We start from the raw sequence: 14154 nt of genomic DNA, 5'->3' as shown, positions 1-14154 counted from the left end.
GTTACGCTGCCATCCACACCCCAAGCGCGTCGCGGGCACGGTCGGTGTACATTTTCTTGCGATCGGCCTTCTTGGTGCGGCCCTCGATCGGCGGGAACAGTCCGAAATTGACGTTCATCGGCTGATACGTCTCGGCGACGGCCGCGCCGGTGATGTGGTGGAGCAGCGCGCCGAGCGCGGTTTCGACCGGCGGTGGCGTCATCGCGGCCCCGCCGAGCTCGGCCGCGGCGAAGCGCCCCGCGAGCAATCCGATCGCCGAGCTTTCGACATAGCCTTCGCAGCCGGTGATCTGACCGGCGAAGCGGATATTCGGGCGCGCCTTGAGCCGCAGCGTCGGATCGAGCAGTTCGGGCGAGCGGATGAAGGTGTTGCGGTGCAGCCCGCCGAGCCGTGCGAACTCGGCATTCTGCAATCCGGGGATCGTGCGGAACAGGCGGACCTGCTCGCTATGCTTCAATTTGGTCTGGAAGCCGACGATGTTCCACAGCGTGGCCGAGGCATTGTCCTGGCGCAGCTGCACGACCGCATAGGGCCAGCGCCCGGTCCTCGGATCGTCGAGCCCGACCGGCTTCATCGGCCCGTAGCGCAAGGTGTCGACACCGCGCGATGCGGCGACCTCGATCGGCATGCAGCCTTCGAAATAGGGGACGTTCTCCCATTCCTTGAACTCGGTCTTTTCGCCTTCCATGAGCCCGGTGTGGAAGGCGAGATACTCGTCCTTCGTCATTGGGCAGTTGATGTAATCCTTCGTATCGCCCTTGTCCCACCGCGACGCCATCCAGGCGGTCTCCATGTCGATGCTGTCGAAATGGACGATCGGCGCGATCGCGTCGAAGAAAGCGAGCGCATCCTTGCCGGTCGCGCCGCCGATATTGTCGGCCAGCGCTGGCGCGGTGAGCGGACCCGTCGCGACGATCGTGAGCCCCTCGGCGGGCAGGACGTCGACGCGTTCGCGGACGATCGTGATATTGGGGTGCGCGCTGAGCGCTGCGGTGACGCCGTCGGAAAAGCGATCGCGATCGACCGCGAGCGCCGAGCCTGCGGGCACCTTGTGGACGTCCGCCTCGCGCAGGATCAGCGAGCCGAGCGTGCGCATCTCCTGGTGGATCAGCCCGACCGCATTGCTCGTCGCATCGTCCGAGCGGAAGCTGTTCGAGCAGACGAGTTCGGCGAGCCCATCGGTCTGGTGCGCCGGGGTCATCTCGCCCGATCCGCGCATTTCCGAAAGCTTGACCTTGAAGCCGGCCTCGGCGAGCTGCCAGGCGGCTTCGGAGCCCGCAAGGCCTCCGCCGATAATGTGTACGTCGTGTGTCATGTGCTGGCTGATAGCGGGCGCGGGGCGGGGTGGCAAAGGCCGTGCGTGCGGAGCGTCCGGCGGCCCCGCGTCGACAGCAATGCGTTCGCGAGATGACAGAAACTTCACGCATGAATTTCGAGACTTAGCGCGCCCGCCCTCTACCGCTCGCCCCCGCCGCGCGATATGATTGCGCTCGGAGAACGTTCCTCGCGGTTGAAAGCCGCCCCTTACGGAGTCGTGTCATGGCGATCGGCCGGTATCTTGCTGCAGCGGTGATATGGTGGGGCGTCGCGGCACCCGGCGCGGCACAACAGCCGCCGGTCCAGGCCAAGACCGGGCCCGACATCGTCGTCCAAGGGCTGTCGGATACGCCGAGCGCATGGCGTCGCGCCGAGTCGGCGCATGTCATCGTCACGAGCAAGGGGAGCGAGGCAGAACTCAAGCGCGTCACCAACACGCTCGAGCGGCTCTATGCGTTGATGGCGCGGCTCTATCACCGGACCAATGCCGCCGACGACACGGTGAAGCTGCAAGTGACGCTCGTCGACTCGGCCGATTTCTTCAAGGCGATGAAGCTTCCCAACCTGCGCTCCGAAGAAGGCCCGTATGCGACGACCTTTGCGGGCGAGCGCTATTACGATCCGCGCGAGGACGGTCCGGTCCTCGCCGTCGCGCGGACCGATCAAGTGATCAAGCTTTCCACCGCGCTCGCCGAGGACCGCGATCTCGAAGATGGGTCGACGTCGACCAATGACGAGGCGAGCGGCGGGACGAGCATGATGGGCGCGATGGCGCGTGCGCCGATCGCGCGGCGATGGGAGGCGGTGCTCTATTCGGCGTTCGCGCAGCATTTCCTGCTGACCTACGTGCCAGCCGCCTATCCGCGCTGGTATCTCGACGGGGTCGGCGCGTTGTTCTCGACGCTCGAAGTGCGGCGGGACGGCAAGGTCGACTATGCGCGCGATCCGCTCGATTACCGTCAGGTGTTCAATGCCTATGGGCCGCTGCGCGTGAAGCCGATCATAACCGGGGAATATCTCCAGGGGGATACGGGCAAGATGCGCTGGACGCCGTATCATGCCTGGCTGTTGACGCATTTCTTCCTCTTCTCGCAGCTCAAGGCCGAGCGGAGCGCGCAATTTCAACGCTATATGGCGGCGATCGGACAGGGCGTGCCGATGGCCGAGGCGGCAAAGGTGTTCGGCGATCTCAGCCGTCTCCAGCACGATCTCGACATCTATCAGGAGCGTGGCACCGAATATGCCCGCGCCGACGCCGTGCCACCACCGGGCGGCGATCCGTCGATCAACGTCGTGCCGCGCAGCAGCGCCGCGGTGATCGAGGCGCGGCTCGAACTAGGGACCCGGCTTGCCGCCGCGCCGGCCGACAGCGGATGGGTGGCACGGCTGCACGATACGGTGGCCGATCTGCCGTATAATCCCGAGGCATTGCTGACCCAAGCCGAGGTCGAGTGCCGCGCTGGTCAGAATGCCGCCTGTCTCGAGTCGGCCGAGCGCGTGCTTGCCAGAACTCCCGACAATATTCGCGCGCTCGCGTGGAAGGGAATCGCGCTGACGCATCAGGCGCTGGCAGGCCCCACGGCCGATCGCGTGGCCGCGCTCAAAGCGGCGCGTGTGCCGATCGTCCGCGCGCTGCGGATCGACAACGATACGCCGCTCCCGTTGCTCGCCTTCTTCAACAGCTATGCCGAGGCGGGCGAGCCTGTGCCCGACCAGGCGATGCTCGGGCTCGTCAAGGTGACGCAGGAAGTCCCCGCCGCGCCCGGGCCACGGCTGCTGCTCGCGCAGGAGCTGGTGCGGCAGGGGCATGCCGATCTCGCGCGGCAAGTGCTGATACCGGTGCTCTATGGCGGGTACGATTCACCCGAAAAGACCCGGGCACAGGCGCTGCTTGCGGCGTCGGGGGCCGCGCAACACGCCGCGCGCTGAGCTGCGGTATCGCGGCGGACGCATTGATCGCGCGGCGCTTCGTTCCGACATAGCGGACGAGGAGTTGCGATGAAGATCTATACGATCGGGTATGAAGCCACGACGATGGCCGCGTTTATCGATGCGCTGACTCGTGCGGGCGTCGCCCGCGTGATCGACGTCCGCGCGCTGCCTTTGTCGCGCCGGCCGGGATTTTCGAAGACGTCGCTTGCGGCGTCGCTCGCCGAAGCAGGGATCGACTATGTCCATCTGAAGGCGCTCGGCACGCCCAAGCGCGGGCGCGATGCTGCCAAGAAGGGCGATGTGGCGACGCTCGAGGCGGTCTATGCCGAACAGCTCGTCCTGCCCGAAGCGCAGGCGCAAACCGCGCAGATGCTGGAACTCGCGGCGGAAAAGCCGAGCGCCCTGTTGTGCTTCGAGCGCGACCCGCGGCATTGCCATCGCACGCTGCTGCTCGAGGCCGAAGCGGCGGATGCCGAAGTCATCGATCTGTTCGCTTAAAGTGTCGTCATACTTTGCTAAGCATCAATCTTAGGAACAGAGCTGCGTAGCGTCTGTTATCGGTCGAGGGCCAATACCCGAGTAGACAGGATTATGGGCGTGCGCAACATCAAGGAGCTTCAGACGGCGCGGCGTGAGCAGCGGTACCCGACTCGCTTCGCCGGGACAGTGATCGTCGATCGCCAGCGACTTGCGATCGAGATCGCCGATATTTCCTGCGTCGGCGCATGCGTTCGTGGGCACGATTTGCCGCAGCGCGGCCAGGAAGTCCTGTTGCTGGCCAAGGATCTCGAAGTCGTCGGTACCGTGGTCTGGAGCGACGGCACCGCGTGCGGCGTCAACTTTCACAAGCCGATCGCGCCGCTCGCCGTCGTTCGCAGCAATCCCTATCTGCCAAACCTCAACACCTTCACCAAAGCGGTGGCGATGCGCGGTTGAGCCTTGCGCTCAGCCGGCGACGGGCAGCTTGACCTTGCCGTCGGCATCGCGCTCGAGCGGGCCGTAGGCGATTACCGTCTCGAGCAGCAGCGGACCGCCGTACAGATGCGGGAAGAGCTGGCCACCGCGCGACTCTTCCCATTTGAGGCCCGCACCGAACGATCCGAGATCGACCGCAGCAACGTGCAGATCGCTCTGCCCGGCGAAATGCTTGTCGACCGTCTCGGTCAACTGCTCGGCGGTCGAGAGGTGGATGTAGCCGTCGGCGAGATCGACCGGCGCGCCGGCGAAGGATTCCTCCTGCTCCAGCGTCGCCATCTGCTCGGCGGTGAGCACCTTGTACGCGGTCAGCGGCAAGTCGCTCATTCGCCATTCTCCGGGCCGGCGGCGAGATCGTCGCCGGTATCCGCCGTATCGTCGGGCGCGATCTCGACCGCGGTCAGGTCGCGGACGTCGGCCTCGGCATCGCCTTCGGACTCTTCGATCCGCGCGGCCGAGACGACATGCTCGTTCTTGCCGACATCGAACAGCTTCACGCCCGCCGAATTGCGGCCGATCACGCGCATCGAGCCGAGCGTGGTGCGGATCACTTTCGCCTGATCGGTGACGAGCATCAGCTGATGGCCCTTGGTCGCAGCGAAGCTCGCAACGACGAGACCGTTGCGTGGGATGTTGTCGATATTGGTGATGCCCTGGCCACCGCGGCCAGTACGACGATAGTCATAGGCCGAGGACAGCTTGCCATAGCCGTTCTCGCAAACGGTCAGCACGAACTGCTCGCGCTCCATCAACTCCTGATAACGCGCGGCCTCCATCGTTGGCTCGCCCTCGCGCTCGCCCTTCCACGGTGCGAATCGGAGATAATCCTCGCGCTCGTCGGGCGTTGCGCCGACGCGGTGGAGGATCGACAGCGAGATCACCTTGTCGTCGCCCTTGAGCGCCATGCCGCGAACGCCGGTCGAGTTGCGGCTCTGGAACTCGCGGACCTCATGCGCTGCAAAGCGGATCGCCTTGCCCGCGCGCGTGGCGAGCAGGACGTCGTCTTCTTCGCTCAGCAAAGCGACGCCGATCAGGCGATCGTCTTCGTCGATCCCCTCGAACTTCATCGCGATCTTGCCCGCGGTCGGGATGTTGGCAAACGCGTCCATCGAGTTGCGGCGCACGCTGCCGTTTGCGGTCGCGAACATGACGTGGAGCTTGGCCCATTCGGCCTCGTCCTCGGGCAGCGCGAGCACGGTCGAGATGACCTCGCCCTCGGCCAGCGGAAGCAGGTTGATCATCGGCCGGCCGCGTGTCGCAGCACCGCCCTCGGGCAGCTTCCAGACCTTCATCCGGTAGACCTTGCCGAGCGTCGAGAAGAACAGCACCGGCGTGTGAGTCGACGTCACGAACAAATTGGTGATCGCGTCCTCGTCCTTGGTCGCCATGCCGGCGCGGCCCTTGCCGCCGCGTGCCTGGGCGCGGAAGGTGTCGAGCGTGGTGCGCTTGATATAGCCCTGCATCGTCACGGTGACGACCATGTCCTCGCGCTCGATCAGATCCTCGTCGTCGATGCCATCGGCGGCAGCGGCGATCTCGGTTTTCCGAGGCGTCGCGAATTCGGCGCGGACCGCGACCAGCTCTTCGCGCATCACGGCGTACAGCTTGGCGCGGTTGGCGAGGATCTCGAGCAGCTCGGCGATCGAATCGGCGAGGCCCTGGAGCTCGTTGCCGATCTCGTCGCGGCCGAGCGCGGTCAGGCGATGCAGGCGCAAGTCGAGGATCGCGCGGACTTGCAGCTCGGACAGGCGATAGGTCGCGCCGGTGACCTCGGTATCGACCGCTTCGACCAGCCGGATGTACGGCGCGATGTCGGCGATCGGCCAGTCGCGCGACAACAAGGCTTCGCGCGCCGCGGCGGGGCTCGACGAGCCGCGGATGATCTTGACGACTTCATCAAGGTTGCTGACCGCGATAACGAGGCCGAGCAACAGATGCGCCCGCTCGCGCGCCTTGGCGAGCTCGAACTTCGAGCGGCGCGTGATGACTTCCTCGCGGAAGCCGACGAACGCTTCGAGGATATCGCGCAAGTTGAGCAGTTCGGGACGGCCGCCGCGGATCGCGAGCATGTTCGCCGGGAAGCTCGACTGCGCCGGGGTGTGCCGCCACAGCTGGTTGAGCACGACGTCGGGGGTCGCATCGCGCTTGAGGTCGATGACGATGCGCACGCCCATGCGGCTCGATTCGTCGCGAATGTCGCTGACGCCTTCGATCCGCTTGTCCTTGGCGGCTTCGGCGATCTTCTCGACCAGGCCGTTCTTGCCGGTCTGGTAGGGGATCTCGGTCAGCACGATCGAGCGGCGATCGCCGCGGCCTTCCTCGACGACGTAGCGCGAGCGGATGATCACCGAGCCGCGGCCGGTCTCATAGGCCGAGCGTGCGCCCGAGCGGCCGAGGATGATCGCGCCGGTCGGGAAATCGGGACCGGGGACGATCTCGAGCAGTTCCTCGGTGGTGAGCGCCTCGCGCGCGCCGGTCTTGGCGTCGAGCATCGCGAGCGTCGCGTCAATCACTTCGCCGAGATTGTGCGGCGGGATGTTGGTCGCCATGCCGACCGCGATGCCGCCGGCGCCGTTGACGAGCAAATTGGGGAAGCGTGCGGGCAGCACCGAAGGCTCGCGCTCCGAGCCATCGTAGTTCGGCGTGAAATCGACGGTGTCCTTGTCGATGTCCTCGAGCAGCGAATTCGTCACCTTGGCGAGACGCGCCTCGGTGTAGCGCATTGCCGCGGCTTTATCCGGGTCCATCGAGCCGAAATTGCCCTGGCCGTCGATCAGCGTGACGCGCATCGACCAGTCCTGCGCCATGCGGACCAAGGCGTCGTAGATCGAGCTGTCGCCGTGCGGGTGATACTTACCCATCGCATCACCGACGATGCGCGCGCATTTGCGATACGGGCGGTTGTAGACGAAGCCGCTTTCGCTCGCCGACCACAGGATGCGGCGGTGGACGGGCTTCAGGCCGTCACGAACGTCGGGCAGCGCGCGCGCGACGATCACGCTCATCGCATAGTCGAGATAGCTCGACTTCATTTCGTCGACGATCGAGATCGGCGCAATATCGGAAGGGTCGGCGAGCACGGTCTCGTCGGTCAATTTTCGGTGCCTTCGGCTGTGTTACGGGATTGCGACAACCCTAGCCCAGCACGGCGACGAATGCCACCCCTGCGCATGTCCCGGATGGGGGCGCAGGGGTGGGGAGAGCGTTATTTGCAGGCGCTCTTGGTCTTGTTGCCCGGCAGCGAGCAATTGTAGGTGACGGTCTTGCCGTTGGCGAGTTTCGCCTGGACCATCCGGCCGCCTGTCGTGGTGGTCTTGGTAGTGCGCGAATGTGCGGCGGTGGTGGCCTTGACCGCCGTGGTGGGCGGGGTGGTCTTGGTGGTGGTCACCATCGTCTTGGTCGTCGGCGCGGCGGCTGGCTTGGCGACGGTGGTCTTGGTGGTCATCTTGGTCGCGACGGGTGTCTGCGCGAGTGCGGCGGTGCCCGACAGCAGGACGATGGCGGTGAATGCGTGTCTGATCATGACGGTCCCCTCAAAAAACCTTCGAGCGTTATGCGCGATGGGCGAGAGAATGCGGCCGATTTGCGACCATATCAATGGGTCGACGATGACAAGTTCGTCATGGAGCGGCGGCTCCTATCTCGTTCGGGCTGAGCCCGTCGAAGCCCCGCTTGCACCGGCACTTGGGGAGCGGCGCCTTTCGACAGGCTCAGGGCGAACGGGCGGGAGAGCACCCCGTTGGCTTAGAAGGGCACCTCCTTGCCTTCGAAATCGAACAGCTTGCCGGTATCGGGCGCCTTCAATTCCTCGATCACGTCGAGCAGTTGCAGCGCGGCGCGCTCGGTGTCGAACAGCCGGCCGGGCTGGACATTGCCCTGGAACGGCTTGGACAGCGCGGTGTCGACCGTGCCCGGATGCAGCGCGACGACGATCGCACGATCGTTGCGGCGCTTTTCCTCGATCGCGATGGTACGCACCAGCATGTTGAGCGCGGCCTTCGACGCACGATAACCGTGCCAGCCGCCCATCTTGTTGTCCGAAATGCTCCCGACCCGTGCCGACAGCGCGGCGAAGACGTTGCGCCCGGTCTTGGGCGTGATCGGCAGGAAATGCTTGGCGACGAGTGCGGGGCCGATCGCGTTGATCGCGTGGACGCGCGCCAGCCATGCCGGATCGAGCTCGCGCAGCGCCTTTTCCGGGCCACGCGCGTCGGCGTGGAGGATACCGGTCGCGACGATCACCAGCGTGGGAGCCGGGCCCTTGGCGACGTGCGCTGCCGCTGCCGCGATGCTCGCCTCGTCGGTCAGATCGAGATGCTGCGCGCCGGTTCGCGACCGCGCGAAACCGTGGACGACGTCGTACGCGCCTTCCTCGATCAGCGCCGCTTCGAACGCTGCGCCGATCCCGCCCGAGGCGCCGATGATGACGGCCGCGCCGCTCATGACCGCGCGAACCGCCAGCGATCGGCCGTGCTCTCGGCCGTGTCGAAACGATAGCCGTCGGTGTCGAAACCCTTCATGTCGTCGATCTCCGTGATACGATGCTCGCACAGCCAGCGCGCGACGAGTCCCCGTGCCTTTTTGGCGTGGAAGCTGACGAAACGCGGGCCATCGGGGCCGGGCTCGCGGAAATCGACGTCGATGACGCGCACGCCGTCGAGCTTGCCGAGCACCGCGCCGAAATATTCCTGGCTGGCGAGATTGAGGACGACGCCCGATCCTTCGTGCGAGACCTCCTCGCGCACCGCGGCGGCAATGCGGTCGCCCCACCATTCGTACAGGCTGTGGCGGCGTGGTGCCCAGCGCGTCCCCATCTCGAGGCGATACGGCTTCATCGCGTCGAGCGGGCGGAGCAGGCCGTACAACCCCGACAGCATCCGCACATGATCCTGCGCAAAGGCGATCGCGGGCTCGTCGAGCGTCTGCGCCTCAAAGCCGGTATAGACGTCGCCGGCGAAGGCGAACAGCGCGGGGCGCTCGGGCGCATCGGCGAAACCGGCGAAGCGGTCGGCGTTGAGCTTGGCGAGCTTGGGCGAGATATGCATCAGCTCGGACAGCCGTTTCTGCGACAGGTTCGCCGCCGATTTGGCGAGCGATTCGGCCTCGGCCACGAAGCGCGGCGTCGTCGGCGTGAGGGCGGGCAGGGGACTCTCGTAATCGAGCGTCTTGGCGGGGGAGAGCAAGGCGATCATCGCCCCGCCGTTAAGCTTCCGCCGCGAATGCGTCAAAGAGTCTCGCGTCAGGGATATATCGGGTTCAAGCGGTGTTCAGTCGCGGTGACACTACTGCCGTCGCTTGACGGTATACCCCGCGGCGTTAGAGCGGCGGCAGCAATCCGCCGCGCGCGGCCGCGCGGCAAGAGGAGAGTTCGACAATGAAGATGGTCTCGAAAATCGCTTTGGCTGCCACGCTTGTCGTCGGCATGAACGGCGCGGCGCTCGTCGCCCCCGCCTTCGCCGCAAAGAAGGAAAAGGCCGCCGATGCGGCCGCGCCGAGCCTGTCGAAGGAAGCGCGCGCTGCCGCGGTCGAAGTGCAGACCGCGATGAACGCGACCCCGAAGGATCTGGTGAAGGCAGCAGCGTCGCTCGACGCGCTCGATGCCGCTGCCAAGAGCGACTATGAAAAGTACCTCGCCTCGGGTCTGCGCCTCGCGCTGATCAATGCGCAGACCGCCGGCCAGCCCGAAACCCAGCGCGTCGCCGCGCTGACCCCGCCGCTCGACGCGATCATCGCCAATCCCGCGACGCCGAAGACCGAACTCGGCATTCGCTATAACGAGCGCGCCGGTTTCGCGTTTGCGACCAAGGATTATAAGCTGGCGGCGCAAGACTATATGAAGGCACGCGAGCTCGGCGCGACCGATGCCGACCTCCAGCTCAACATCGCGCGCTCGAAGGTCGAAGCCGGCGACGTCGCTGGCGGCACCGCCGATCTCGAAGCCGCAGTGAAGGCCGAGAAGGCCGCTGGCCGCAAGGCGCCCGAGGCTTGGTATAAATATGCCTTCACGCGTCTGACCAAGGCCGGCCTGACCGAGCAGGCCGATGCCTGGACCGCAGCCTGGCTGACCGAATATGGCACGGCGCCGAACTGGCGCGGTGCGATCTACACCTTCGGCTTCCAGGGCCCGGCGGCGGTCAAGTACAGCAAGAACCGGATCGATCTGTTCCGCTTGCTGTGGGCGACCAAGAGCCAGGCCGGCCAGCGCGAATATATCGACTATGCCGATGCCGCGCTGACGATCGGCCTGCCCAATGAAGCCAAGACCGTGATCGACGAGGGTCTCGCGTCGGGCGTGATCCCCAAGGGCAACATCACCGCGACCGAGCTGCAGACGCGCGCCAAGACCGGGATCGCGGGCAGCTCTTCGCTCGCCATCAAGGAAAAGAACGCGATGGGCGCCCCCAAGGGCGATCTCGCGCAGCAGGCGGGCGACGCCTATTTCGGCACGCGCAACTACGCCAAGGCGATCGAGATGTACCGCCTGTGCGAGACCAAGGGCGCACCCGACGCCGACCGCAACAACCTCCACCTCGGGATGGCGCTCGCGCTGTCGGGGGATCGTGCCGCCGCCAAGACGACGCTCGCCAAGGTCGCGGCCGAGCCCAACAAGGCAATCGCGCGGCTGTGGACGGTGTTCGTCGACGCGCCGCCTACGGCTGCATGAGGATCGTCTGAGACGTGAAGCGAAAAGGGCGGCCCTCGGGTCGCCCTTTTTGTTTTGGCAGGATGCCGGTCAGGCGATCTCGAGGCCGGCGGTCAGCGCCTCGATCAGCGCATCGACCTTCGGACTGAGCTGGCGGCTGCGCGGCCAGACGAGATGCAGCGGCAGCCCGACCGTCGCCAGTTCGGGGAGGATCTCGATCAGTTCGCCACGCGCGAGCTCGTCCTTGATCAGCCAGGTCGCCAGCTGCGCGACGCCGAAGCCTGCCTTGACCGCGCCAACCTGCGCCTCGGCGCTGCCGAGCACGATCCGCCCGTCCATCGTCCGCTGTTCGATCCCGCCCGCAGTATCGGCGAAGCGCCATGCGATCGTGCTGCCGTCGGCGCGGCCGTAGAGAATGCAGTCGAGCGCGGTGAGCGCCTCGACCGAAGCCGGCGTGCCGCGGCGCGCAAGATACCCGGGCGCCGCGCAGAAGATCACGCGCTCGCGCCCGAGATAGCGGTGCCCGAGATTGTCCGCCCAAACCTCCGAGCCGCCGATCCGGATCGCGACGTCGACGCTTTCCTCGATAATGTCGACCACGCGATCAGTGAAGGTAACGACCGGGCGCACCCCGGGATGTTGTTCTGCGAAGGCGAGCAGCACGGGCATCACTTGCATCCGCCCGAACGCCACCGGCACGTCGAGCTTGAGCCGCCCGACGATCTCGGAGCGCTGCGAGGCGAGCACCGCCTCGGCGTCGGCGAGGTCGCCGAGCACGCGCGCGCAGGTTTCGTAGAAGGCCGCGCCGGCGTCGGTCAAGGCGAGCCGGCGCGTCGTGCGGTCGAACAAGCGGCTGCCGAGCCGCGCCTCGAGCCGCGCGACGCTCTTGCTGACCGCCGAGTTGGTGAGGTTAAGGCGTGCGCCGGCGGCAGTGAAGCTCCCCGCATCGGCCGCGCAGACAAATGCTTCGATGCCCTTGAGACGTTCGGACGGGATCAAACCTAGCTCCATTCTGGAATTTTTGTCGCACCATAGCGGAAAAAACGCCGTGCGACTGAACTTTCCGTCGCGCGTTAGAGGCGGCTGAACAGGAGCCTGCCCATGTCGTCCGTCGTCCATCCCCATCTCGCAGCGCCGCCCGCGGTACCATCGGCGGGGCGCGGGCTCGCGGTGCTGCTGCTTGCCATCTCGGCGTTCGTGATCGTGACGACCGAGTTCATCATCGTCGGGCTGCTGCCGAGCCTGTCGCGCGATCTCGGGGTTTCGATCTCGACCGCGGGTCAACTCGTCACGCTGTTCGCTTTCACGGTGATGCTGGCGGGGCCGTTCCTGACGGCGCTGCTCTCGCATTTCGAGCGCAAGCGGCTGTTCGTCACGATCCTGGTGATCTTCGCCGGCGCCAACGCGCTTGCCGCGGCCGCGCCCGACATCTGGATTCTCGGTCTCGCGCGCTTCCTTCCCGCGCTCGCGCTGCCGGTGTTCTGGGGCACGGCGAGCGAGACTGCGGGCGAGCTCGCCGGGCCCGAAAAGGCCGGCAAGGCGGTCGCCAATGTCTATCTCGGGATTTCGGGCGCGATGGTGCTCGGCATTCCGATCGGCACGCTCGCCTCGACCGCGTTCGGCTGGCGCGGGACGTTCTGGGGGCTGGCGGGGCTGTCGCTGGTGATGGCGGTATTGCTGTTCGTGGTGATGCCGACGCTGGCGCGGCCGGCGCGCGTCAAGCTTGCCGAGCAGGCGCGGATCCTCAAGGACCCGTATTTCCTCGGCAATGTCGTGCTGTCGGTGATCGTCTTTACCGCGATGTTCACCGCCTATACCTATCTCGCCGACACGCTCGAGCAGATCGCGAAGATCCCGGTCGGGCAAGTCGGCTGGTGGCTGATGGGCTTCGGCGTCGTCGGGCTGGGTGGCAACTGGCTGGGCGGACAATTCGTCGGGCGTGGGCCGCTGATGGTGACCGCGGTCACGGCGCTCGTGCTCGCGATCAGCATGGCGGCGACGACGCTGGTGGCGGGCTCGCATCTCTGGCTCGCGGTGGCGATTGCGGTGTGGGGGATCGCCAATACGGCGCTCTATCCGATCTGCCAGGTCCGCGTGATGCAGTCGGCGAGCCATGCGCAGGCGCTTGCGGGCACGCTCAACGTGTCGATGGCGAATGCCGGAATCGGGCTCGGCGCGATCATCGGCGGGTCGGTGATCCAGCATCTCGGGCTCGGGACGGTCGGTTATGTCGCAGCGGCCATCGCCGTGCTGGCCGCTATCGTCGCGGCGCTGGTCGGTCGGCTTAAGCCGGCAAGCGCGGCCGCATAAAGCCCCCACCGCTTTTCAGGAGTATCGTCATGCCCAAGGTTTCGATCACCACCGATTATGCCGCGCGCGATGCCGGCATCGCGATCAACAGCTACACCACCGTCCTGCGCCGCCCGCGCGTGCCGCACGACGTGTTTGCGACCTATTGGCGGGACGTCCATGGCCCGCTCTGCTCGCGTATTGCCGGGCTCGGCTGGTACGTTCAGAACCATTTCGACCGCGAGCATGATGCGCATCTCTGGCCGGAAGTCGACGGGATCGCGCCGTTCCCCGACTATGAACTCGATGGTGGGGTCGAGATCGGCTTCTTGTCGGCGGACGATCAGGGCGTGTTCAACGCAGCGAGCTCGATCCTCTTCGCCGACGAGCAGAACATGTTCGCCGCGACCGTCGCATACGCTCTGCCGGACGGGTCGCGCACTTTGGTCGACCGCTTGCCCGACCCGGTTCCCAATGGCGATGACGGGATCGACCGGATCCACGTCCATTTCGGCGCGGCCGGGACCGACGCGAAGGCGTTCGGCGACTTCATGAGCAATTTTGCCGAAACGCTTGCGGCGGAGCCAGCGGTGCTGAAGCTGCGGCTGCATCTTCCGCAGACCTATGACAATGCCGAGCCGGCACCGCCCGCCCCCAATGTCGACCATCAGGTGCCGCCCGAGCGGACGACGATTGCCGTGGTCGAGATCGCGTTCGAGACGATGACGCGGCGCGCCTTCTTCGAAACCGAAGCGTTCCGCGCGACGATCGACGCGCAGAAGGCGCATATCGCCTATGCGACGGCGTTCGCGGTGAGCGGGGTCTACACCTATGTCCGCGACAAGACGCTGACAATCGCGGGCCTGCGTGGCAGCCGTGCGGCGCAGTTGATCGAGCGGCTCGGCGCGAACAATCAAGTCGCGGACGATGTCTGCGACCTCATCCGGACCGGCTCGCTCACCTAAATGCAACCGGGGCCGGCACTGCTCCGGCCCCGC

General features: G+C 66.1%; 13 protein-coding genes. 6 read left to right on the top strand and 7 right to left on the bottom strand.

Annotated features, from left to right (window positions below):
• Position 1: 1 nt before the first annotated feature.
• Positions 2-1315 carry a methylenetetrahydrofolate--tRNA-(uracil(54)-C(5))-methyltransferase (FADH(2)-oxidizing) TrmFO gene (trmFO, locus tag E2E30_RS08695; RefSeq protein WP_133189078.1) on the bottom strand — a complete coding sequence of 438 codons (1314 nt, stop codon included), beginning with the start codon at positions 1313-1315 and terminating at the stop codon, positions 2-4.
• A 224-nt stretch (positions 1316-1539) separates the two neighbouring features.
• Here trmFO and E2E30_RS08690 point away from each other — a divergent pair, with 224 nt between their 5' ends.
• The 3 genes from E2E30_RS08690 to E2E30_RS08680 all read left to right on the top strand — a co-directional run bounded on the left by E2E30_RS08690 (position 1540) and on the right by E2E30_RS08680 (position 4185).
• Positions 1540-3246 (top strand): tetratricopeptide repeat protein, encoded by a 1707-nt coding sequence (locus E2E30_RS08690; RefSeq protein WP_133189077.1) that lies wholly within the window; start codon positions 1540-1542, stop codon positions 3244-3246.
• Between the two features lie 69 nt (positions 3247-3315).
• Entirely contained in the window at positions 3316-3747 is a 432-nt protein-coding gene (locus E2E30_RS08685) for a DUF488 domain-containing protein (protein WP_133189076.1), read from the top strand.
• Between the two features lie 99 nt (positions 3748-3846).
• Positions 3847-4185, top strand: a complete 339-nt coding sequence (locus tag E2E30_RS08680; RefSeq protein ID WP_165954483.1) for a PilZ domain-containing protein — start codon at positions 3847-3849, stop codon at positions 4183-4185.
• A 9-nt stretch (positions 4186-4194) separates the two neighbouring features.
• On the opposite strand, the gene E2E30_RS08675 is transcribed toward E2E30_RS08680, so the two are convergent.
• The 5 genes from E2E30_RS08675 to yaaA form a co-directional block, all read right to left on the bottom strand.
• Entirely contained in the window at positions 4195-4551 is a 357-nt protein-coding gene (locus E2E30_RS08675; RefSeq protein ID WP_133189074.1) for a DUF952 domain-containing protein, read from the bottom strand.
• A complete protein-coding gene (gene gyrA / locus E2E30_RS08670; RefSeq protein WP_133189073.1) occupies positions 4548-7319 on the bottom strand; it encodes a DNA gyrase subunit A in 2772 nt (923 codons plus the stop codon). The genes E2E30_RS08675 and gyrA overlap by 4 nt, the downstream gene beginning before the upstream one ends.
• A 110-nt stretch (positions 7320-7429) precedes the next feature.
• The gene (locus tag E2E30_RS08665) at positions 7430-7747 is read right to left on the bottom strand and encodes a hypothetical protein (protein ID WP_133189072.1); all 318 of its coding nucleotides are present in this window, start codon (positions 7745-7747) and stop codon (positions 7430-7432) included.
• Positions 7748-7968: 221 nt separating this feature from the next.
• Positions 7969-8667 carry an SDR family NAD(P)-dependent oxidoreductase gene (locus E2E30_RS08660; RefSeq protein ID WP_133189071.1) on the bottom strand — a complete coding sequence of 233 codons (699 nt, stop codon included), beginning with the start codon at positions 8665-8667 and terminating at the stop codon, positions 7969-7971.
• Positions 8664-9416, bottom strand: a complete 753-nt coding sequence (gene yaaA / locus E2E30_RS08655; protein WP_133189070.1) for a peroxide stress protein YaaA — start codon at positions 9414-9416, stop codon at positions 8664-8666. Before yaaA ends, E2E30_RS08660 begins: the two co-directional genes overlap by 4 nt.
• Before the next feature lie 182 nt (positions 9417-9598).
• On the opposite strand from yaaA, the gene E2E30_RS08650 reads away from it, so the two are divergent.
• Positions 9599-10888, top strand: a complete 1290-nt coding sequence (locus E2E30_RS08650; RefSeq protein WP_133189069.1) for a tetratricopeptide repeat protein — start codon at positions 9599-9601, stop codon at positions 10886-10888.
• Positions 10889-10957: 69 nt separating this feature from the next.
• Here E2E30_RS08650 and E2E30_RS08645 read toward each other — a convergent pair whose 3' ends face one another.
• Entirely contained in the window at positions 10958-11866 is a 909-nt protein-coding gene (locus E2E30_RS08645; protein WP_133191999.1) for a LysR family transcriptional regulator, read from the bottom strand.
• 102 nt (positions 11867-11968) lie between these two features.
• Here E2E30_RS08645 and E2E30_RS08640 point away from each other — a divergent pair, with 102 nt between their 5' ends.
• Both E2E30_RS08640 and E2E30_RS08635 read left to right on the top strand, forming a co-directional pair.
• The gene (locus E2E30_RS08640) at positions 11969-13177 is read left to right on the top strand and encodes an MFS transporter (RefSeq protein ID WP_133189068.1); all 1209 of its coding nucleotides are present in this window, start codon (positions 11969-11971) and stop codon (positions 13175-13177) included.
• A gap of 29 nt (positions 13178-13206) precedes the next feature.
• The gene (locus E2E30_RS08635; RefSeq protein ID WP_133189066.1) at positions 13207-14121 is read left to right on the top strand and encodes a hypothetical protein; all 915 of its coding nucleotides are present in this window, start codon (positions 13207-13209) and stop codon (positions 14119-14121) included.
• Positions 14122-14154 lie beyond the last annotated feature (33 nt).

Origin of the sequence: Sphingomonas sp. AAP5, assembly GCF_004354345.1 — a bacterium.
GTDB lineage: Bacteria > Pseudomonadota > Alphaproteobacteria > Sphingomonadales > Sphingomonadaceae > Sphingomonas > Sphingomonas glacialis.
This window is presented reverse-complemented; position numbering and strand designations above follow the sequence as displayed.

Coding starts and splice junctions, on each gene's coding strand:
- E2E30_RS08690 (WP_133189077.1), top strand. CDS start 1,540: ATGGCGATCGGCCGGTATCTTGCTGCAGCGGTGATATGGTGGGGCGTC.
- E2E30_RS08660 (WP_133189071.1), bottom strand. CDS start 8,667: ATGAGCGGCGCGGCCGTCATCATCGGCGCCTCGGGCGGGATCGGCGCA.
- E2E30_RS08675 (WP_133189074.1), bottom strand. CDS start 4,551: ATGAGCGACTTGCCGCTGACCGCGTACAAGGTGCTCACCGCCGAGCAG.
- E2E30_RS08635 (WP_133189066.1), top strand. CDS start 13,207: ATGCCCAAGGTTTCGATCACCACCGATTATGCCGCGCGCGATGCCGGC.
- E2E30_RS08640 (WP_133189068.1), top strand. CDS start 11,969: ATGTCGTCCGTCGTCCATCCCCATCTCGCAGCGCCGCCCGCGGTACCA.
- yaaA (WP_133189070.1), bottom strand. CDS start 9,416: ATGATCGCCTTGCTCTCCCCCGCCAAGACGCTCGATTACGAGAGTCCC.
- trmFO (WP_133189078.1), bottom strand. CDS start 1,315: ATGACACACGACGTACACATTATCGGCGGAGGCCTTGCGGGCTCCGAA.
- E2E30_RS08665 (WP_133189072.1), bottom strand. CDS start 7,747: ATGATCAGACACGCATTCACCGCCATCGTCCTGCTGTCGGGCACCGCC.
- E2E30_RS08650 (WP_133189069.1), top strand. CDS start 9,599: ATGAAGATGGTCTCGAAAATCGCTTTGGCTGCCACGCTTGTCGTCGGC.
- E2E30_RS08685 (WP_133189076.1), top strand. CDS start 3,316: ATGAAGATCTATACGATCGGGTATGAAGCCACGACGATGGCCGCGTTT.